This is a genomic window from Bradyrhizobium sp. WSM1253, from assembly GCF_000244935.1.
Taxonomy (GTDB): domain Bacteria; phylum Pseudomonadota; class Alphaproteobacteria; order Rhizobiales; family Xanthobacteraceae; genus Bradyrhizobium; species Bradyrhizobium canariense.
The window spans coordinates 2,220,529-2,238,355 of sequence record NZ_JH600073.1 but is presented as its reverse complement, the minus strand read 5'-3'; the positions used below and the strand labels follow the sequence as shown (position 1 = coordinate 2,238,355).

Below are 17,827 nucleotides of genomic sequence, written 5' to 3'. Positions count from 1 at the left end.
GCACCACATGTCTACAACTATCAGAACTTCGGAAGATTACACAGCGAGGCAACGGTATTCGATTATGATCTCAGCGATGCTGGGCTACATTCTCGACTTCTACGACGTTCTGATCTTTCCGTTCCTTTTGCCCGCGATCCAACGGTCGATGTCGCTATCGCTCGCCGAGATCGGTTCACTGCAGGCTCTCACATTGTTCGGATCGGCCATTGGCGGCGCTTTATTCGGCGTCATCGGTGACCGACTTGGCCGAAAGACCTCGCTTCAGCTCACGATCGCATTGTTTTCCGTTGCTGCGATTGTTTCCGCATTCGCATGGAATTACTGGTCGCTTGCCGGGCTGCGGTTGATCACCGGCATCGGTCTTGGCGGCGAGTATGGCGTGGGCATGGTGCTCTTCAACGAGGCCTGGAAAAAAGGCAGCCGAGGTTTGGGGGCGGCCGCGCTTCAAGGCTGTGCCGTGATCGCGTCATCCACGGCTTCAATCGTTGGCATCTGGCTGATTGCGACGTTCAGCGACGAATGGAGCTGGCGCATCGGCCTGCTGAGTGGCGGCGTGCCCATTCTGCTGATTGTCTTCATTCGTTTCTTCATGCCTGAATCCAAGATTTGGCTGGAGTATGAGGCCCAACGCAAGGTCGGTCAGGTCACCGGAGAAGCTCGCACACTTCCCCTTGCGGACCTTTTCCGCAATGGGCTAGCACGGCAGACCGTCATCGCGTTCGTATGGCTGATGAGCTACATGCTCTGCTACTACAGCGTCGTCTCCTTTATCCCGACCCTGCTGCTGCGGGATATGCATACGCCGGGTGATGTTGTTCGCACGACGGCCGTTCTGCTCTCCGTGGTCAGCGGCGTTTGCTACCTCGCGAACGGCTTTTTCAACGACAGAGCTGGCCGCCGCTTCGGAGCTCTCGTGCCCGCCCTGTTTTGGGTTGGGTCTCTGGTTGGTATGGCCCTCTGGGGCAGCCAGCTCTACGCCGGATCGAAGGCTGAATGGCCGATGTTCTGGCTCTACATCTGTTTCGGCATTGGCAACGTGGCCCTGGGTGTGACCGGCGTCTGGATCTCCGAGCTCTATCCGGTCAACCTGCGTGCGACGGCGGTGTCGACGTTCTATATGGGAGGTCGCGGGCTTGGCAGCATAGCCCCTGTGATCGTGCCACTTGCGGCCGCCCATTTTGGCGGAAGCCTGCTCAACGGCATGGTCGCGGTGGCCCTGCCTGCTGCGACTGTCTTCATTATCGCCTCTCTTCTGCTTCCAGAGACCCTCGGTCGTGATTTGTCCGCGAAAGGCTTTAAGGTCGAGACGGAAACGGAAGCCGAGATGAAGGCCGCTTCGGTGAAGGGTGTTTGACCGTGGAAGGACGTTTGACCAGCGAGATGAGCGTTGTCGATCTGGCATGCGTAAAGAAAAGGAGCGGGCACTCCGTCAACCGGGGCCTTGTCAAGGATGTCTGATCCAGCCTTGCCATGTCGCAGTTGAACGCCCGGAAGCCGGATCTGACCGTTATTCTCCCTGGCGAGTGCATGCAAAGCGGAGATTACAAAATCGCATCTCCAAAGACGTCTGCCGCCTTAGCGTGGGGATAAGTCAACTCGGTAGAAAGGACGCTTCACGGACAAGTCTGTTGCTTTGCGGACTTTCTCGGCTGTCCTTTCAACATTTCTCGATTGGAGAAATCGGGATCTGCTTATGCGACGCTGTTCGCAGCGTCCAGCGGCCAGCACCACCTCGTACTTGATGAAAGTTGCCGCGATCTCGTGCGTCGCCCCGCCGTTCGGAGGGCGTATTGCACCAAGGCGCAGCCCGTGACGTAGTCTTCGTGGTCGAAGAGATGAAAGAGGTGGCACGTGCAGATGATGCGCGTGAGGAAGCTCGATAACCGTAATCAGCATCTTGAGGGTTGATGTATTCGCGATATCTGCGGCCAAATTGCCATCGGGCAACGGCGAGCGCTTCTGGATAATCTTTCCTTCGTCGACGATTGCCAGCCGCGCGACGTCGCGAAAACTGAAGTTATTGGTTTTGGGCTGTCTGCGCTTGTAGATCGGTCTGATCTCGGACACCCAAAGCCACGCGAGGTCATCATCCCTGTTCTCACGGGGGGCATTCCTCCCGTGCAGCCCGGTTCTTTTGCTGCGTCATCTTGACAAAACGAAACGTACTGTATCTAAATGGCGGGAAAGAGGTCAGAAGGTCAGATATTGATGAGCGATTTGAGAGACGAGCAAACCACGCCCCTCGCCGCAATCAAATACAAGCCGGTCCGACGGATCGTCACCGGCGAAGATAGCGAGGGGCGCTCCTTGATCGTGTCCGACGGGCCCACGCCCAATGTCACAATCACGAAGTTTGCATCAGCGGCACAGGTTCCATGGGCCACAGGCGCTGCGGCCGCGCCGGGAGATGATCCTGCGCCTGCCGGCCACATCTTCGGATTCCACTCCGAAGGTGGGTCGCTGCTGAGGATCGCCGACTTTCCGCCCGATCAAGAGATCGACATTACAAAGCTCGCCGAATTCCTCGCCGAAAACCACGTTGTCGGAGATCGGCCTGGTCGACACTTCTGGTTTCACAAAACGCTCTCTCTGGACTATGCGATCGTGCTTGAGGGCGAGATCTACGCCATGATGGACAAAGGCGAGACGCTGATGCGCGCCGGTGATGTCCTGATCCAACGCGCAACCAGCCACAGCTGGTCGAACCGCTCGAGCAAGCCATGCCGCATGGCCTTTGTGCTTCTTGCGCTTCCGGATGACGACAGCAGATGAGGGCGCGGCTCGTCGTGCCGGCACGCGCAAGCTCGGACGAGCCGATGCCGTCTGCCCCCGGGGCTGACGAGGCAGTGATCTGGGAGGATTTTTGAATGCGGCGTCACTTCAGGCAAGATACCGTCAAGCTTTCGAATGGACTTGCGGTGCACTACCACGAATGGGCGGGGCAGGGACCAAACCTGATATTTTTGCATCCCTCCCTTGGCTATGGTCGGATGTTTGAGTTCATGGCCGATGCTATGGGGGATCGGTTTCACGTCCACGCTCCCGACCAGCGAGGGCATGGCCGCACGGACAAGGCCGCCGGCGACTATTCGGCGCAAGAATACACGGAAGATCTTGCAACCTTCATGCAGGAACTGGGGATTGATCGTGCGATCCTTGTCGGGCACTCCCTCGGCGGGCGCGTTGCCCAAGTGTTCGCGGCCCGGTATCCGCAGCGCGTGTCAGCCCTTGCGCTGATCGCCGGTCCTCATCTCAGCAACTTCTATGGTACACGCGAGAGTGCGCAGAGTGTCCTCGAAGGTGCCTGCAGCACGATAAGTCATCCTGATGAATTCAAGTCGAAGGAAGAGGCCTATGCTTTCATGAGGCCGAGAAAGCCTTTCACTCACGATCCAGATGCTGCGCTCCATCATCGCATTGAACACAACTATGTGCATATCGGGGACGGTCGATTGATCCCGCGGTATGACAAGATACGCGTGGCGCAGGGGCTTGCGCACCTCAGCAATAATCTGCGTCCTTACGCAGCACGGGTCGAATGTCCCGTCTTGATCATGCGGGCGAGTCTCGGTGCTGCGCTCTCACGCGAGCAAGCTGATGAAATCGCGCGCTTTTGGCGAAACGCCCAAGTGGTGGACGTCGAGGGACACTACGCTCTTCAATTTGAAAACCCTGCCGGTGCAACAAAGGCTATCACGAGATTTTTGTCGGACACCGGTGTGATCTAGAGTGTTGGGCTGGCTTGCCGGACGACGTGTGATGGGCCTGACTAAGCGTGACTGATGTCGAGGACGACAGGGACCGAACCTCCAAGCTCCTTTTCGAATGTCGCTGCTTTGTTAAAGACGTGCTGCATCCAGTACTACCCTGGCGAAGGCGGCCTTGCGGCAGCGATTTCGGGATGGGTATGTTGGGATGGACGCTACTGATATGGTTCTTGCGGGGAGTGGCCCCTCGGCGGATGTGCCAAAGAAATGGTTAGCAAGCGGGTGATCGCAAACGGCATCTATCGATCGTCACCGCTAGGAGGCGCATTGGAGATCATTTGCAGCATTTTGACGTCCTTGTTTCAGGGTGTGGACCGACCGGCGGCGTGCTGTCAAACCTCCTTGCCGCGCAGGGTCTGAGCGTCTGCGTCGTAGAGCGGTTTCCGGAGGTATACCCGACTCCGCGCGCCATTGTTCTGGACTGGGAAGCGATGCGCACGCTGCAATATTGCGGCGTCGCCCACACGCTCTTCCCCAGCACGCGGCCGCATCCTGGAACGGACTTCCTCGGGGTCGATGGTGAGATCATCAAGCTGTTTGATCCGGCCCCGCCGCCGTATGCACTCGGCTGGCCGTCGACTTCGACCTTCGTCCAGCCGGAGCTCGAAAAAATGCTCCGTCGTGCGCTCAGCCTGCGGGCGAACGTCACGACGAAACTCGGCTGTACCGTTACAGACTTCGCCGAAGATAGTGCCCGTGTCGTTGTAACAATTGCCAACAATGCGACCGGCGCCAGCGAGACCGCGACGGCCACGTTTCTGGTCGGCTGCGAGGGGGCAAACAGCGAGATCCGCAAGCGTCTCGGTGTCAATCTCGAAGACTATCGGTTTGACGAATGGTGGATCGTCATCGACGCTTGGCAGCTTCGCGACACCGACCTGCCGCGCAAGACCACGCAATATTGCTGGCCGTCGCGGCCCGCGACCTATGTCGTCGGTCCCCGCAATCTGCGCCGATGGGAGATCAAGTTGCTGGCGCAGGAGAGCCCGGCTGAGTTCGACGATCCGGCGCGGGTGCGCGCCGTGATGGCCAATTATGTCGACATCCGCTGCTTCGACATCTGGCGCAGCGCAACCTACCGCTTTGCGGCACGGGTTGGAGATCGCTGGGCGAGCCGACGCGTGTTCCTGGCCGGTGACGCCGTCCATCAGATGCCGCCTTTCCTTGGCCAGGGTCTCTGCGCAGGCCTGCGTGACGCCTTCAATCTCGCATGGAAGCTCGTTCTTGCGCAGCGTAACGGCGGGTCCGATATCCTGCTGTCAACTTACGAGACCGAGCGGAAGCCGCATGTCGCAAAAGTCATCCAACACGCCAAGGAGTTCGGCCTCATCATCGGCGAAATGGACGAGGCACGCGCGCGCGAGCGAGACCGGATACTACGCGCGGAACTGCGCGAAGGGCGGATGACGACGACGCGCCAGGCCTTCATTCCCAATCTGACGAATGGCATTCTCACCAACGATCTATTGTCGGGAAGCCTCATGGTTCAGCCGGAGGTCGTCATCAGCGGCCGCACCCGGTTGATGGATGACATTTGCCCGATGGCTTTTCTGTACGTGACGGCAAATCCGGCGGCGCAGACCTGGATGGAACCTCATGCGGATGCCTGGCGTCGCATTGGGGGGCAACGGATTGTCATTCAATCGTCCGCAGAGCCAGTGCCGGATGGTGTCGTTGCGCTAGTCGAAGCTGGCGACATTTTTGCCAGATGGGCCGCCGCCAACGATACGGCAGCGGTGGTCGTGCGTCCCGATCGCTATGTCTATGCCACGGTGCAGGACGAAAACGATCTGGCACACAAGCTTAAGCGTCTGGATGGCCAGTTGGGACTCGTCGGCTGAAGCAGGAGAGACGAGCTCTCGCTACCACCGCCAGCCGTGACATTCACGCCGGCGCGCTCGGCATCGTAGTGACCGACCAGACAACGGACACGTTGTATCCGCCCGGTCGTGAGAAGGCTAATTCTTACTCAAGATATTGCCCACCACATCGCCTTTACAAACGATAAGGTGTCGCGGCTACATCGCTTCGCCTTTCGTCGTGAGCCGTTGAAGCTGGGAAACGATCTGGAATCGCAGGGGCTGACCAGAACGCATCGACGATCCGACGCCATTGCCGGCGTCGCGCACCGCGATCCGATATCGGTCGCATGCCACATAGAAACCTGCGACTCGGCGGACAGCGTCGAACGGCAGATCGTGCTCATCTTTAGACGTTCCAAGTTCCGCGAGCCGTCAGGGCGCAGAACACGCGGACAGTTCGATGCCGGCATGATAGCGCAGCGCAATTTCTGTCGCCCTTGCTTAGACGCGCCACACAACTGGGCTGCCTCATTGTCCGTCGCAGTCTCATCAGCCCATGAACCGGTTGACCGGACTTCTTAGATATGAAACGATCCGTACTGTAATAAAAATCACATAGGGCAGGAAAGCTGGGGAATCCGGGATGGACACTCAAAGTGGTTTGCACGGCGAGCTGTGGCGCGGTCGCGACGTCATTCTTGGCTGTCTGCTCGGGATGACGACTGGGATTACATCAATCTTCTTCTATAGTTCGGGGCTGTTCCTGAAGCCGCTCGCAACCGAGTTCGGCTGGAGCCGCGGAATGGCGTCGCTTGGTGTTTTGATCCCGATGCTGACGATCGGCATCATCAGCCCCTTTTCGGGTCAATTGGTCGACAGGTTCGGCGCTTACCGAATGGCGCTTGTGTCCGCGGGTGGATTGGCGCTGTCATTTCTCTTGCTCGGAATCGCAACAACGGGATTGCTGAGCTTCCTCGTTCTCACGTTCTTTCTTGCTATCCTTGGCAACGCGACCACCCCGGTCTCGTACGGGCGCTTCGTGCTCGCCAATTTTCCGAGACGTTTGGGCCTCGCCTATGGAATCGTCTATTGCGGACCCGGTCTTGGCGCTCTGCTGTTTCCATCGCTGGTCAACAAGTTGCTGACTGCCTACACGTGGCGCGGCGCCTACATTGGCTTATCCGGGCTCGTCGTTGCGGCAATCCCGATCGTGGCTTGGCTCCTGAAGAACCAGTCCGCGCGTGATCCTGCCGAGGCCGGTGCCACGCAATGGAAATGGCAGTTGTACGCCAACAAGCGCTTCATGTTGTTAGCGCTGGTTTTCCTGTTGGCCTCGATAGGGATATTCGGAACGATCGTTCACCTTGTTCCGATGCTGACAGATCGTGGCCTGTCGGCGGCCGACGCAGCGCAGTTGGCCGGACTTATGGGCTTCGCCGTCATTGTCGGGCGGCTGATCACCGGGTTTTTGCTGGACCGCCTGGAGGCGAACTTGCTCGCGGCGACGATCTTCGGACTGTCCGCGTGTGGTGTGGTCATGCTGGCGTCGGGCAACTCCGAGTTGATCTTGCCGGGCGCCTTGGCGGTGGGCTTCACGATTGGATCTGAACTCGATCTGGCCTTCTACCTGATCGGTCGGCGCTTTCCGTCGAAGCATTTCAGCTCGCTCTTCGGCGGCATCATGCTTGCCGTGTCGATCGGTGGCAGCGCGGGGCCGCTGGTGGCTGGCCTCGCATACGACGCGGCAGGCAACTATCTCCCCTGGTTCGCTCTGGCGGCTTGCAGCATGCTGAGTGCTTCCATTCTCAGCCTCATTGGACGCTTGTCGGTCTTTCGAGAGGGGCTGGCCAACCTTGCAGGCGAGAGAACGGCGGCAGGATCGAAGATTGACGCTGCCGTTCACACGATTGCGCGGCCCGAACACTAGTTTCCGTACGGGCACGCCGAAGATCAAGATCAGCTTGGGCGTGATCCCGATGGAAGACCGCATCAAGCCGAAGAGTTGGTCGGGACTCCCCTATCAGACACAACGCGATCGACGGTAATGACGAGCTTTTCATCGTGCGCTACGCCGAACGCACCGTTCGGCGGGTCAAGCAGTCCGGCATCGGCGACGAGTTCGGCCAAGAGGGACTGAAGAAGTTACCACGATTTGAACAATGTGTTGCTGTGCGGCTTGCGATCCAGTGGCACACGCTTGCAGCGTGCAAGCATCATGATCGGGAACAAGCTTCAGACATGATGCAGAACGCAAGTTCGAGCCTCCCACGCAGGTGGAAGCCGGTCGAGCCGGAATCGCGCGACGCTATCGACAGGAGGAGATGTTGTCGACATCAAGAACACAGCGCGGACAACCCGTCGGCCAAGGCAAAGACCATACAGTGACCGATACCGGCTATGCGTCGCGATGTGTCGAGCAGGGTTTGCTGGAATGCCGGGCGTGCGATCGAGAGCACCGCGGAGGCAATGTCGTTCTCACCTGATCCGGCGGGAGCACAGCCTGCCTCATGACTTCCTCCGTCAATCCGCTATTTCCCCAGCCTATCAGCCGCGCCCGGATGCTGGAAGCATCGCCCGTGTTTCCACGCACCGCGTGCGTGCCGTCGCCGATGGCGAGACGCTACTTCTTCGGGCCCGGCTGCGGCGCCTTTGGTTTCGTGTCAGTTGAGAATAGGGAATCCACGCTCTTGCAGAGCAGCCCGACGAACTCATCGTCGAGCGGCTGGCCAAAGATCAGTCGGCGGTAGATCGGCGAATACAGCATCTCGACTGCCCATGCCGCATCGACATCGAGCCTGAACAAGCCCTCCCGCTGTCCTCGCTGAAAAGTCTCCTGCACGAGGCGCCGCCGGTTCTTGGAGAATCGTTCGTTAAAGTCGGCGAGAAGTGCATCGTTGTTGTGGCCTTCGCTCAGGATCTGCACGACCAGCTTCCCGGCGCGCCCACTGAAATATTGCACGAGTGAGGTGAGATGTCGTTTGAGGGCAGTCCGCGGATCGACTGCGGTCGGCATGGGCGTGTTGCTGAAATGGGATTCCATGAACGCGTCGATCACGAGTGCGGCCTTGCCGTCCCACCATCGATAAATCGTCGCCTTCGAAACGCGCGCCTCCCGCGCAACCGTTTCGATCGCAAGGTCTGTGACCGACATGGTTTGGAGCAGGCTCATCGTCGCCGACAGGATCGATCGCCGCGAGGCGAGATCGCGCGGTCGCCCGGCCGGCCTCGGATCAGGAGCGTCGGATCCTTGAGAATTCATCACTGCTTCAGTAACAGCTCTCCTGTAGGCGCGTTTCGCTTGGATTAATGCCATTGAAGGTTCTTAGCGGTTGAAGCAAAAGGGAGCCAGTTGGTCTCCGTAGCCTCGAGGGGCCCGGATCCAATATTATTTCAACGTGTCAATACGATACGATCCGTATTAAAGCAAGGCGCGTATATCTGCTCGCATTTGGGTAATAGCGTTGGTGCTGGCCGATGCCGCGCACGATGGCGGCGACAGATCGGCAGTTCCCCATAGCGACCGACCCGGATGCTCTAACCGATTTAGCGGATCCGCCGAGGAATCCGGAATGGAAGCCTGGTCTCCTCGCCAACCACGTTACTGCTCGGCCAATGGTGTTAGCGTACGAATGGATATCGGATCGTTTGGAGAGCGGCCAGCTCCGGAAGAAATCGCCTTGATAATACAAGTGCGGCGGATTCGGCATGGAGCCCATGATCCGGAACCAGACTTCCGAGCTTGCGGAGGTCAGCTCTCCCGGGATTTGGCAAGCCGCTGGCACTCTTGCCGGTCAGGACAATCAGACGGCTGCTGTACGGAGGAGGACACCCGCCGCGGCATCGGGCAATTGCCCCGCGACTTCTTCGCTGTGGCGCGCTAAGGCTGGAGTGCAAGCGTAGAGGCCTCATCCGCCTGGACATCGGGCCTGAAGGAGGCGCCCGACGTTCGTGGCCCGACGCTTGCGGAAATCCAGAGGACGGCCGCTGCAACGCGATGGCGATCGCGTCGCCTACACGGTCCGATGCGGGATTCGCCGTTCCACAGGCTCGAGGAATTGTTCGATAGCCTGGAACGCGTAGTGGTGGAAAGCTATTCGGAGGCAACCCAGTGGCGCAGGCCCTCCATGGTGCGAAATCCATCGGCCGCGTAGCAGCGCAATTCCGGACGAAAGGCCTGCATCATTTCGGTGAGCGCATGTCCCGGACCGAGGTCCAGCACCCGGGTGGTTCCCAGCTCTGCGAGGGCTTCCAGAGTCGCTTCCCAGTCAATGAACTGTGCGACCTGGCAGGCAAGCTTCACTGTCGCATCGCTTGCCGAGAAGATGCGCTCGCCGTCGCCTCCCGCGAGCAGGATTCGCCCGCTTGCAATTGGGGCGCGCCTGCTGTCGTCGAGCGCCTCCTGCAATGGTTTGCAGGCTCTCGCGAGCCGTGAGGTGTGGGAAGCGATCTTCACTGAGAGAAGACCGCTGCGCACGGCGCCCCGTCGAACTGCCTCCTGGCAGAGATCGGTCACGTCCTGCTCAGAGCCCCCGATCACGACAAGACGATCGGGATTCCGGATCGCGATCTTGCAGCGGTATGCTTCGAGCAGAGGTTCGAGCGCGGCCTGATCGAGGCCGCGTACATAGCCGAGGCGACCGCCCGGTCCGGCCACGCGGTCCATCAGCTGCGCGCGGACATCCGTCAACCGCAAGGCTTCTTCGGCCGTCCATATTCCGGCAATGCTCCAGGCCGCCATCTCGCCGACGCTGTAACCCGTGACGGCAGTTTGCCGGGTCAGCAGGTCGGCAATGCAGCCGTGGATCGCCAGCGCCGATGTGACGGTCAGGATCTGGCTGACATGGTTGGCGGACAGTTCGTCGCTGCCTTGCGTCCTGACCAGCTTCCGGGGATCCTCGCCGAGACAGGCGGTCGCCGCAGCAAAGATCGGCTCTGCGGCAGCTCGATCGGCGACCAGATCGAAGACCTTGTCCGAAAGCGTACCTTGTCCGCCGCAGAGCAGCGCTAGCATCAGCGCTCCAGCCGATCGACGAACAGCGCCATGGCGAGCAGATCCGCCGAGCCGCCCGGGCTGAGATTGCGCGCCACGAACGCGTGATGAATATCGACGGCGCGGGCGCGCCACTCCGCAGACCCGACGCCTCCGGCGGAGAGGAATGCCGATGCGCTGGCTTGCGCGAAGCGCAATCCCTCGGGTCCGCCCCGATGGAGCAAGTTGGTGTCGGCAACATTGGCGATGAGGGTCATGCATGTCTGAATGCGAACCGCTTCCTCGTCATCAGGTGCGCGCGTCCGTGCCGCGCGCAACGCGGGCAGTGCGATGTCATAGACCGACGGAAAGCCATCGGCCGCTTCCGCCCTGGCGCCGCCGGCGCCGTAGCGCCGGGCGGCCACGGAGCCATGGCTGCGCAGCGATATCGGGCCGGACAGGATGTCGTCGCCCCACCTTTGCGACACGACATCGCCGAGCGACTTTCGAAGGCCGAGCGCGCTGCGAAAACCGGCCGCGGCGCAGAGGAGGCCCAGCCCGAAGATTGCGCCGCGATGCGTGTTCACTCCTGCTGTAGCCGCGAGCATGGCGCGCTCGGCCGCGACCCCGATCGCGCGCAGTCGGCTCATGCCGGCGCCCTCGGCGCCCGCGACCGCCAACTCACGGAAGAAGGCAGTGAGGGTATCGGCACTGCGGCACAGCAGCTCGGCGTCCATGTCGCTGTGTGCGCCGTTGTCGATCTGGCTGACGAGCCCCGGCTTCGGATGCGTTGTAACCTCAAGCTTGAGGCAAAGCGATGCGAGATCACCGATCTGCTCCGCATGGAGCTCGCGTCCCGGCTGTGATTGCCATCTCAGCGAAATAGTCATGGCGTCCTGCCTGCGAGAAAAGCGGCTCTAGTCATGCTTTGAACACCGCTGTGCCGCTTCACGAGAACTTCGTCCGCGTTCGCGCCTGTCAATTCACGCCATTGCACGCCGCCTGCGGCACAGATGATCTCTCCGTCCAACCGCATCGGCGCTAGGTGCGCAATGTCGGCGATCTCGAAGGGCAGGGTGCTCGCCTGCTGGGGTGCCAGTGCGGGCCACAGCAGGTCGAGGTCCGACTGATCCGAAAGATAGGGCAGGCCGGTGAGATGTTGCCAAGCCAGGCTGCCGAAAGTTCGGGTTTCCGGACACAGGCGGACAAGCCGATCGATCGTGTCCTGCCACGCGGCGGGGGCGGACGCGGCCGCGTCGGCCAGCAGCGGAGGCGGCTTCTGCTCGATAATCTCGCCGGCATCGAGCGCGACCGCGATGCGCCGCTTGCCGTGAGACGGCGGCAGCGGCATTCCGACCGGAATAGTTCCCGCGGGATCGCTGCAGCCTGGCCGCCGCACGACGAGCGGACGGCAGGCGCGCGCCCAGCCTTCGACGATCACATGCTCGGCTAACTCCGGGTGCCGTGCCATCACCGCGGTCCAGGCGGCCGGGGAAGTCTTCACCATCGTATGGCGTTCGAGAGGATCAGCCACGGCGCAGGTCCCGGGATGCGCTCGTCGCCATCGCGACGACCCGGTCGGCGATGTCGGCTGCCTTCCGCCGTCCACCTCGTTCGGCCCCGAGCCGGCCGCGATTATCCTGTCCAATAGGCCGATCCAGCACGGCCGCAAGCTGCGGCGCCAACGGCGCAGTTTCGTCCCAGACAATTTGAATGCCGCCGGTGCGAACCATGTTGTCGAGCCCGGGAGCGAATACCGGCGTCGCTTCCGCCTTGGCCTTCAAAAGCTCGATCGGAAGCTTGGTGACCCGCGCCATCGACGGCAGATCCATCACGGCGGGATGCGCGCCCGGAAGCGCCACCAGCGTGCCGGTGGCCAGCGCCGTTGCGATGAACGCGCCGGCCGCGCTGCCGCCGTAGAGCAGACCGACGGTGCGGTGACCTTCTGCCTCCGCCAGCAGCAGCGCCTTGGCGAGATGCGACAGGTACTCGCTGAGGCCGAGCAGCTCGTCGCGCCGGCTCATGCGCTGACTGGCGGAATCCACCAGAACCAGGATCGGAGCGCGGTCTTGCGATCCGATGATCTCGATCACATGGCCTGCGAGCTCGATCGCTTCGTCCACGCCAAGGTCCTGTCCTTGGGTGATGCCGAGCACGTGGACCGGCTTTCCATCGGCTAGCGTCGCCTTGCCGGCGATGATCGCACCGGTGACCTCGATCTTGCTGCCGTTCGGGAAGAGGCCGGCCAGAATGTTATCGAGCGTCATCGGCGTTCTCCCTGTTGCCTGCCGCGCGAAGGAACGCGTCCGTTGGAAGCGCGGGGATATTTGTCGGGCCGTTGAGGCCGAGTGCCTGCCAGATATCGACGGCATCCTCAGCGTCGCCGAAACGCTGTAGCCGCCGCTCGAGGCGCTTCTGCTCCGCCTTGAGAACAGCTAGGTCCCACCGTCGCCTGAACTCGAGCGCGTCGATTGCGGCCAGACGGAATGCCGACGCCTCGTCGTCGATGAACATGTCGGCGCCGCCGATCAGGTAGCGATGCTTGCCGCCCATCGTGCGCCAGACCAGCGCGCGGTCGCGCGAGTCGAACTCCTCGATGCCTCTGTTGGTCTCGATCACCTCGGGGCCGCTGACACTGATCCGGCCCTGCTCCGACACGATCAGGCGCGAGCAGGTGCCGGCGATCAGGCTCCCGCCGCCATAGCATCCGGCGCGTCCGCCGATCAGCCCGATGACGCTGATGCCCGCGCGCCGCGCCTCGACGATAGCCCGCATGATCTCGGCGATCGCGAGCTCGCCGGCATTGGCCTCCTGGAGCCGCACGCCGCCGGTGTCGAACAGGACTAGAACGTCCTGCTGCAGCGTGCACGCCGCGCGCAGCAGTCCGGTGAGTTTCGCGCCATGAACTTCACCGAACGCGCCGCCCATGAAGCGTCCTTCCTGTGCGGCAACGAGCACGGATGAACCGTCCACCCGGCCGCGCCCGATCACAATGCCGTCGTCGAACTGCTCGGGCAGATCGAAGATCGAAAGATGCGGACTCGTCTCCCTCAATTCGGGGCCGATCAGTTCACGAAAGCTGCCGGCATCGACGAGAGCATCGATGCGCTGCCGGGCGCTAGCCTCATACCAGCTCAGCGAAACATTGTTGGCTGTGGCGGCTGTCATCGTTCCGGCTCCTCGATCTTGCGGACGCCCTGTGCGAGCCGCAGCGCGACAGTGTCGGGCCGGGCTCCGCCGTCATTGATGGAAATGCGCAAGCCACCGGCCGACCGGCGGGCGACGAAGTCGCGGACCACGGCATCCCACACCATGCCGAAGCCATGCGCGGCCGTAGCGATCTCGATGGTGCAGACATCGGGGGGCGAGGTCCGTTCCAGCAGGACCTCGAGATTGCCGGACGCGACGACGCCGACGATCGCCTGCGGGCGAGTGCCGCTGGCGCTGCTCGGGGAAGACAGTCTGAAGCTGAGCTTTTCCATGCAAAACTCCTCACCAATTGCGGAAGCGGCTGGGCGGGCGGTAGAGGCTGCCGGAGGCCAGCATGAGGTCCTTGATCGACCGGGCCGCCAGCAGATTCCGGTCGGCGTCGAGCGGATCTATTCCGAGATCTTCGGGGCGCTGAATCACACCACGCTGCCTGAGCTGCTCGACAAGTTTCGGATCGCGGGCCCGGCCGATGCCGGTGTATCCGGCAACTCCGCGTATCGCCTGCTCGCGCTCGTCCTTGGTGCGGCACATCAGGAGGTTGGCGATACCTTCCTCGGTTACGATGTGGGTCACGTCGTCGGAATAGACCATCACTGGCGCGAGATCGAGCTTGAGCTCGCGCGCCAGCTCGAGCGCGTCCAGCCGCTCGACGAACAGCGGGGCGTTGCGTTCGCCAAAGGTCTCGCCGATCTGCACCACCAGCTTGCGGCCGCGGCGCAGCGCTGCATCGGCGTCGGGCGCAGCCTCGGCGCCGGCCTTGAGCCAGGGTTCGCTCGGGTGGCGGCGGCCCCGTGGATCGGATCCCATGTTGGGGGCACCGCCGAATCCGGCGATGCGGCTGGTCGTGACCGTCGAGCTGTGGCCCTCAAGGTCGATCTGGAGCGTCGATCCGATGAACATGTCGCAAGCATAGAGGCCCGCGGTCTGGCAGAAGGCGCGATTGGATCGCAGCGACCCGTCAGGTCCCGTGAAGAAGATATCCGATCGCGCGGCGACATAGTCCTCCATGCCGACTTCCGATCCGAAGCAATGGATCTGCTCGACCCAGCCGGATTCGATCGCCGGAATCAGCGTTGGATGCGGATTGAGCGCGAAGTGGGTGCAGATCTTGCCCTTGAGACCGAGTTTCTCGCCATAGGTCGGGAGCAGCAGCTCGATCGCGGCGGTGTTGAAGCCGATACCGTGATTGAGTCGGCGCACGCCATAGGGGGCGTAGATGCCCTTGATGGCCAGCATCGCCGTCAGGATTTGGGTCTCGGTGATGGCGGCGGGATCGCGGGTGAAGAGCGGTTCGACATAGAAGGGGCGCCCGGCTTCGACCACGAAATGCACGAGGCCGCCGGGAATGTCGACGCGGGGCACCTGGTCGACGATCTCGGTGACCTGCGCCACGACGAGGCCGTTCTTGTAGCTCGTCGCTTCCACGACAGTCGGCGTGTCTTCGGTGTTCGGTCCGGTATAGAGGTTGCCGTCCTTGTCGGCGCTCACCGCGGCGATCAGCGCAACGTTCGGCGTGAGATCGATGAAATAGCGGGCGAACAGCTCCAGGTAGGTATGGACGGCACCGAGCTCGATCTTGCGGCCGAACAGCATCTTCGCGATGCGCGCCGCCTGCGGGCCGGAATAGGAGAAGTCGAGCCGGCGAGCGATGCCCTTCTCGAAGATGTCGAGATGCGCGGGCAGCACCACACCGGACTGGACCATGTGCAGGTCATGAACCTCGGCAGGGTCGAGGTTTGCGAGCGCCGAGGCGAGGATGTCCGCCTGCTTCTGATTGTCGCCCTCGAGGCACACCCGGTCGCCTGACCTAACCACGGTTTTGAGAAAAGCTGGCAGGCTCGAGAGAGGAACGACCTTCCCCTCGGCGTAGCGTCGGCCCGCCGCGAGGCGCTCGCCCAAAGCGGCCTTTTGCATACCCCAATCGTTCATCTCGGCTCTCCGGCATGCGCAGCTCGTTTCGAGCAGGTTCAATGTATGCATGTTGCGTTACAATGTCAATTAGTGTATGCACAATTCGATAAGCGAGTGATATTCGCATACACAGGAGGGAATTTGCGATGGGATTGCATGCATGGCGTCCATATCCGGGGGTCGGATCCTCGCTCATTGAGGGGAGGCGCCCGTGACCATTTCCGGTGTTGCACTGCTCGCAATCTGCACGCTGCTCGGCGGCCTGCTGGGGGACCTGCTTGGCGTCGCCCTCGGCGTAAAGGCCAATGTCGGCGGCGTCGGGATCGCGATGATGTTCCTGATCGCGGGCCGGCTCTGGCTGCTCCGGCATGGCCAGCTCAGTCCCGGGCTCAAGACCGGCGTCGAGTTTTGGGGCAGCTTCTACATCCCGATCGTGGTCGCCATGGCCGCGCAGCAAAACGTGGTCGCTGCGGTCAAAGGCGGACCGGTCGTCGTCGTCGCGGGAATTGGCGCGGTCGCGGTGTGTTTCGCGATGGTAGCCCTGATCGGCCGACTGAGCGGCCGTGTCGAGACCATGGACGAGATCGAAGCGCGAGAGTTGATTGAGGCCAACGTGCCCCACTTCAAGTCCGGGAGGATCGGATGAACATGATGTCTCACGTACTCGCCGCCAATGCGCTGATCACCGCTTTCGCGGCTGTGGGGATCCTGATGTGGATATCGGGAGCGATCTCGAAATACCTCACCTTCGGGCGGATCCACGCCTCCGCAATCGCGATCATGCTCGGTCTTGCGCTGGCCTTTTTCGGGGGGCTTGCCACCGGCGGCGAAAAGGGTGTGGCCGACCTGCCAGCGCTGACCGGGATCGGCTTGATGGGAGGCGCGATGCTGCGGGATTTTGCCATCGTCGCCACGGCCTTCGAGGTCGATGTCGTTCATGCGCGCAAGGCCGGCGCGATCGGAGCGATCGCGCTTGGACTGGGAACGGTCGTTCCCTTCATTCTCGGCGTGTTCGTTGCCGCCGCATTTGGCTATACCGATGCGGTGTCGATGACGACGATTGGTGCCGGCGCGGTGACCTATATCGTGGGGCCTGTCACCGGAGCCGCGATTGGAGCATCGTCACCGGTCATTGCGCTCTCGATTGCGACCGGTGTATTCAAGGCAGTGATCGTCATGATCGGTACCCCCTTCGTGGCGAAGATGATCGGTCTGGACAATCCGCGCAGCGCAATGGTCTTTGGCGGCTTGATGGGAACGGTCAGCGGCGTTTCCGGAGGGCTTGCGGCGACCGACCGGCGCCTGGTGCCTTATGGTGCGTTGACGGCGACATTTCACACCGGATTGGGTTGTCTGGTCGCGCCGTCAATCCTTTATTTCGCGGTGCGCGCGATCGTAGGAGAGTGAATGGCGGGTTTGTTTAAGGTCGCGGCCGAAGCGGAAGATGATGGCGGGCTGCTATCCGATCGCATTCGGAACGCGCTCACCGACGAGATCGCATCCGGTGCGCTCGTCGCAGGCTCCGCGCTTGAAGAGCAGCAGCTCGCCGATCGCTTCGGCGCCTCCCGCACGCCGGTCCGGGAGGCGCTTCGACAGCTTGTTGTCAGTGGCCTCGTCGAGGTGCGCGGACGTCGTGGCCTCGTCGTTGCGCGGATGACGCCGGAACGCATCATGGACATGTTCGAGACCAGCGCCGAGGTCGAGGCGATGTGCGTCAGGCTCGCGACCTATCGCATGACCCCGCTCGAGCGCAGTGACCTGATCGAGCTTCACGACGGCTCGCTGGCGATGGTCGAGGCCAACGACGTCGATGCCTATGACGCGTTCAACCGTCTGTTCCACGAAGGCATCTACAGCGCAACGCACAACGCGTTTATGGCGGAGCAGGCGCAGGAGGTCCGCGCGCGCCTCAGCGCCTTCCGCCGCACGCAATTGCGCCAGGGTGATCGCATCCGCAAGTCCCGCGACGAGCATGATGCCATCATGCAGGCGATCGCTGAGGGGGATGGCGATACGGCTTCGCGCAGAATGCGCGCCCACATGTTAAACGCTGCCGCGGCGCTTCGGCGCTACATCGATGATCGCCTCAGGCCTGTAGACGGCCCCCAACCCGACAAGGTCTGACCATCGCGGCTGTCGATGCAAACCAAGCCGGTAGGCGCGGC

At 61.8% G+C, this 17,827-nt stretch carries 18 protein-coding genes; 9 read left to right on the top strand and 9 right to left on the bottom strand.

Annotated features, from left to right (window positions below):
- The first annotated feature begins 76 nt into the window (after positions 1 to 76).
- Entirely contained in the window at positions 77 to 1,357 is a 1,281-nt protein-coding gene (locus tag BRA1253DRAFT_RS12215) for an MFS transporter (protein WP_245285904.1), read from the top strand.
- A gap of 221 nt (positions 1,358 to 1,578) precedes the next feature.
- Here BRA1253DRAFT_RS12215 and BRA1253DRAFT_RS43510 read toward each other — a convergent pair whose 3' ends face one another.
- A complete protein-coding gene (locus tag BRA1253DRAFT_RS43510) occupies positions 1,579 to 2,070 on the bottom strand; it encodes a hypothetical protein (RefSeq protein WP_157158577.1) in 492 nt (163 codons plus the stop codon).
- A 141-nt stretch (positions 2,071 to 2,211) separates the two neighbouring features.
- Here BRA1253DRAFT_RS43510 and BRA1253DRAFT_RS12210 point away from each other — a divergent pair, with 141 nt between their 5' ends.
- The 5 genes from BRA1253DRAFT_RS12210 (at position 2,212) to BRA1253DRAFT_RS43505 (ending at position 7,957) form a co-directional block, all read left to right on the top strand.
- Entirely contained in the window at positions 2,212 to 2,775 is a 564-nt protein-coding gene (locus BRA1253DRAFT_RS12210; RefSeq protein WP_007594412.1) for a cupin domain-containing protein, read from the top strand.
- Positions 2,776 to 2,870: 95 nt separating this feature from the next.
- Positions 2,871 to 3,731, top strand: coding sequence for an alpha/beta fold hydrolase (locus BRA1253DRAFT_RS12205; protein ID WP_007594411.1), 861 nt, complete (start codon positions 2,871 to 2,873; stop codon positions 3,729 to 3,731).
- Between the two features lie 317 nt (positions 3,732 to 4,048).
- A complete protein-coding gene (locus tag BRA1253DRAFT_RS12200; protein ID WP_007594409.1) occupies positions 4,049 to 5,611 on the top strand; it encodes a bifunctional 3-(3-hydroxy-phenyl)propionate/3-hydroxycinnamic acid hydroxylase in 1,563 nt (520 codons plus the stop codon).
- A 604-nt stretch (positions 5,612 to 6,215) separates the two neighbouring features.
- Positions 6,216 to 7,499: an MFS transporter gene (locus BRA1253DRAFT_RS12195; protein ID WP_007594407.1), complete on the top strand. Its 1,284-nt coding sequence runs from the start codon at positions 6,216 to 6,218 to the stop codon at positions 7,497 to 7,499.
- A gap of 134 nt (positions 7,500 to 7,633) precedes the next feature.
- Positions 7,634 to 7,957: a hypothetical protein gene (locus BRA1253DRAFT_RS43505; protein ID WP_157158576.1), complete on the top strand. Its 324-nt coding sequence runs from the start codon at positions 7,634 to 7,636 to the stop codon at positions 7,955 to 7,957.
- 235 nt (positions 7,958 to 8,192) lie between these two features.
- Here BRA1253DRAFT_RS43505 and BRA1253DRAFT_RS12190 read toward each other — a convergent pair whose 3' ends face one another.
- The 8 genes from BRA1253DRAFT_RS12190 to mdcA all read right to left on the bottom strand — a co-directional run bounded on the left by BRA1253DRAFT_RS12190 (position 8,193) and on the right by mdcA (position 15,680).
- Positions 8,193 to 8,831 (bottom strand): TetR/AcrR family transcriptional regulator, encoded by a 639-nt coding sequence (locus BRA1253DRAFT_RS12190; protein ID WP_007594405.1) that lies wholly within the window; start codon positions 8,829 to 8,831, stop codon positions 8,193 to 8,195.
- An 831-nt stretch (positions 8,832 to 9,662) separates the two neighbouring features.
- A complete protein-coding gene (locus tag BRA1253DRAFT_RS12185; RefSeq protein WP_007594403.1) occupies positions 9,663 to 10,583 on the bottom strand; it encodes an acyltransferase domain-containing protein in 921 nt (306 codons plus the stop codon).
- The gene (gene mdcB, locus BRA1253DRAFT_RS12180; protein ID WP_007594401.1) at positions 10,583 to 11,431 is read right to left on the bottom strand and encodes a triphosphoribosyl-dephospho-CoA synthase MdcB; all 849 of its coding nucleotides are present in this window, start codon (positions 11,429 to 11,431) and stop codon (positions 10,583 to 10,585) included. Before mdcB ends, BRA1253DRAFT_RS12185 begins: the two co-directional genes overlap by 1 nt.
- Positions 11,428 to 12,075 carry a malonate decarboxylase holo-[acyl-carrier-protein] synthase gene (gene mdcG, locus BRA1253DRAFT_RS12175; protein ID WP_007594400.1) on the bottom strand — a complete coding sequence of 216 codons (648 nt, stop codon included), beginning with the start codon at positions 12,073 to 12,075 and terminating at the stop codon, positions 11,428 to 11,430. The genes mdcB and mdcG overlap by 4 nt, the downstream gene beginning before the upstream one ends.
- Positions 12,068 to 12,808 carry a biotin-independent malonate decarboxylase subunit gamma gene (mdcE, locus tag BRA1253DRAFT_RS12170; protein WP_007594398.1) on the bottom strand — a complete coding sequence of 247 codons (741 nt, stop codon included), beginning with the start codon at positions 12,806 to 12,808 and terminating at the stop codon, positions 12,068 to 12,070. The genes mdcG and mdcE overlap by 8 nt, the downstream gene beginning before the upstream one ends.
- On the bottom strand, positions 12,795 to 13,709 hold the full coding sequence (locus BRA1253DRAFT_RS12165; protein WP_007594396.1) for a biotin-independent malonate decarboxylase subunit beta: 915 nt from the start codon (positions 13,707 to 13,709) through the stop codon (positions 12,795 to 12,797). Before BRA1253DRAFT_RS12165 ends, mdcE begins: the two co-directional genes overlap by 14 nt.
- Positions 13,706 to 14,023, bottom strand: coding sequence for a malonate decarboxylase acyl carrier protein (mdcC, locus tag BRA1253DRAFT_RS12160; protein WP_007594395.1), 318 nt, complete (start codon positions 14,021 to 14,023; stop codon positions 13,706 to 13,708). Before mdcC ends, BRA1253DRAFT_RS12165 begins: the two co-directional genes overlap by 4 nt.
- 10 nt (positions 14,024 to 14,033) lie before the next feature.
- Entirely contained in the window at positions 14,034 to 15,680 is a 1,647-nt protein-coding gene (gene mdcA / locus BRA1253DRAFT_RS12155) for a malonate decarboxylase subunit alpha (RefSeq protein WP_007594392.1), read from the bottom strand.
- Positions 15,681 to 15,873: 193 nt separating this feature from the next.
- On the opposite strand from mdcA, the gene madL reads away from it, so the two are divergent.
- Genes madL through BRA1253DRAFT_RS12140 form a run of 3 tightly spaced genes read left to right on the top strand, consistent with a single transcriptional unit; the run spans position 15,874 to position 17,786 of the window.
- On the top strand, positions 15,874 to 16,308 hold the full coding sequence (gene madL / locus BRA1253DRAFT_RS12150; RefSeq protein WP_007594390.1) for a malonate transporter subunit MadL: 435 nt from the start codon (positions 15,874 to 15,876) through the stop codon (positions 16,306 to 16,308).
- A complete protein-coding gene (gene madM, locus BRA1253DRAFT_RS12145; RefSeq protein WP_007594389.1) occupies positions 16,305 to 17,069 on the top strand; it encodes a malonate transporter subunit MadM in 765 nt (254 codons plus the stop codon). The genes madL and madM overlap by 4 nt, the downstream gene beginning before the upstream one ends.
- The gene (locus tag BRA1253DRAFT_RS12140) at positions 17,070 to 17,786 is read left to right on the top strand and encodes a GntR family transcriptional regulator (RefSeq protein WP_007594388.1); all 717 of its coding nucleotides are present in this window, start codon (positions 17,070 to 17,072) and stop codon (positions 17,784 to 17,786) included.
- The last annotated feature ends 41 nt before the right edge of the window (positions 17,787 to 17,827 follow it).

Excerpts from the sequence above, each read along its gene's own strand:
- BRA1253DRAFT_RS12215 (WP_245285904.1), top strand. The coding sequence starts at position 77 with ATGCTGGGCTACATTCTCGACTTCTACGACGTTCTGATCTTTCCGTTC.
- BRA1253DRAFT_RS12210 (WP_007594412.1), top strand. The coding sequence starts at position 2,212 with ATGAGCGATTTGAGAGACGAGCAAACCACGCCCCTCGCCGCAATCAAA.
- BRA1253DRAFT_RS12205 (WP_007594411.1), top strand. The coding sequence starts at position 2,871 with ATGCGGCGTCACTTCAGGCAAGATACCGTCAAGCTTTCGAATGGACTT.
- BRA1253DRAFT_RS12195 (WP_007594407.1), top strand. The coding sequence starts at position 6,216 with ATGGACACTCAAAGTGGTTTGCACGGCGAGCTGTGGCGCGGTCGCGAC.
- BRA1253DRAFT_RS12190 (WP_007594405.1), bottom strand. The coding sequence starts at position 8,831 with ATGAATTCTCAAGGATCCGACGCTCCTGATCCGAGGCCGGCCGGGCGA.
- BRA1253DRAFT_RS12185 (WP_007594403.1), bottom strand. The coding sequence starts at position 10,583 with ATGCTAGCGCTGCTCTGCGGCGGACAAGGTACGCTTTCGGACAAGGTC.
- mdcB (WP_007594401.1), bottom strand. The coding sequence starts at position 11,431 with ATGACTATTTCGCTGAGATGGCAATCACAGCCGGGACGCGAGCTCCAT.
- mdcE (WP_007594398.1), bottom strand. The coding sequence starts at position 12,808 with ATGACGCTCGATAACATTCTGGCCGGCCTCTTCCCGAACGGCAGCAAG.
- BRA1253DRAFT_RS12165 (WP_007594396.1), bottom strand. The coding sequence starts at position 13,709 with ATGACAGCCGCCACAGCCAACAATGTTTCGCTGAGCTGGTATGAGGCT.
- mdcC (WP_007594395.1), bottom strand. The coding sequence starts at position 14,023 with ATGGAAAAGCTCAGCTTCAGACTGTCTTCCCCGAGCAGCGCCAGCGGC.
- mdcA (WP_007594392.1), bottom strand. The coding sequence starts at position 15,680 with ATGAACGATTGGGGTATGCAAAAGGCCGCTTTGGGCGAGCGCCTCGCG.
- madM (WP_007594389.1), top strand. The coding sequence starts at position 16,305 with ATGAACATGATGTCTCACGTACTCGCCGCCAATGCGCTGATCACCGCT.
- BRA1253DRAFT_RS12140 (WP_007594388.1), top strand. The coding sequence starts at position 17,070 with ATGGCGGGTTTGTTTAAGGTCGCGGCCGAAGCGGAAGATGATGGCGGG.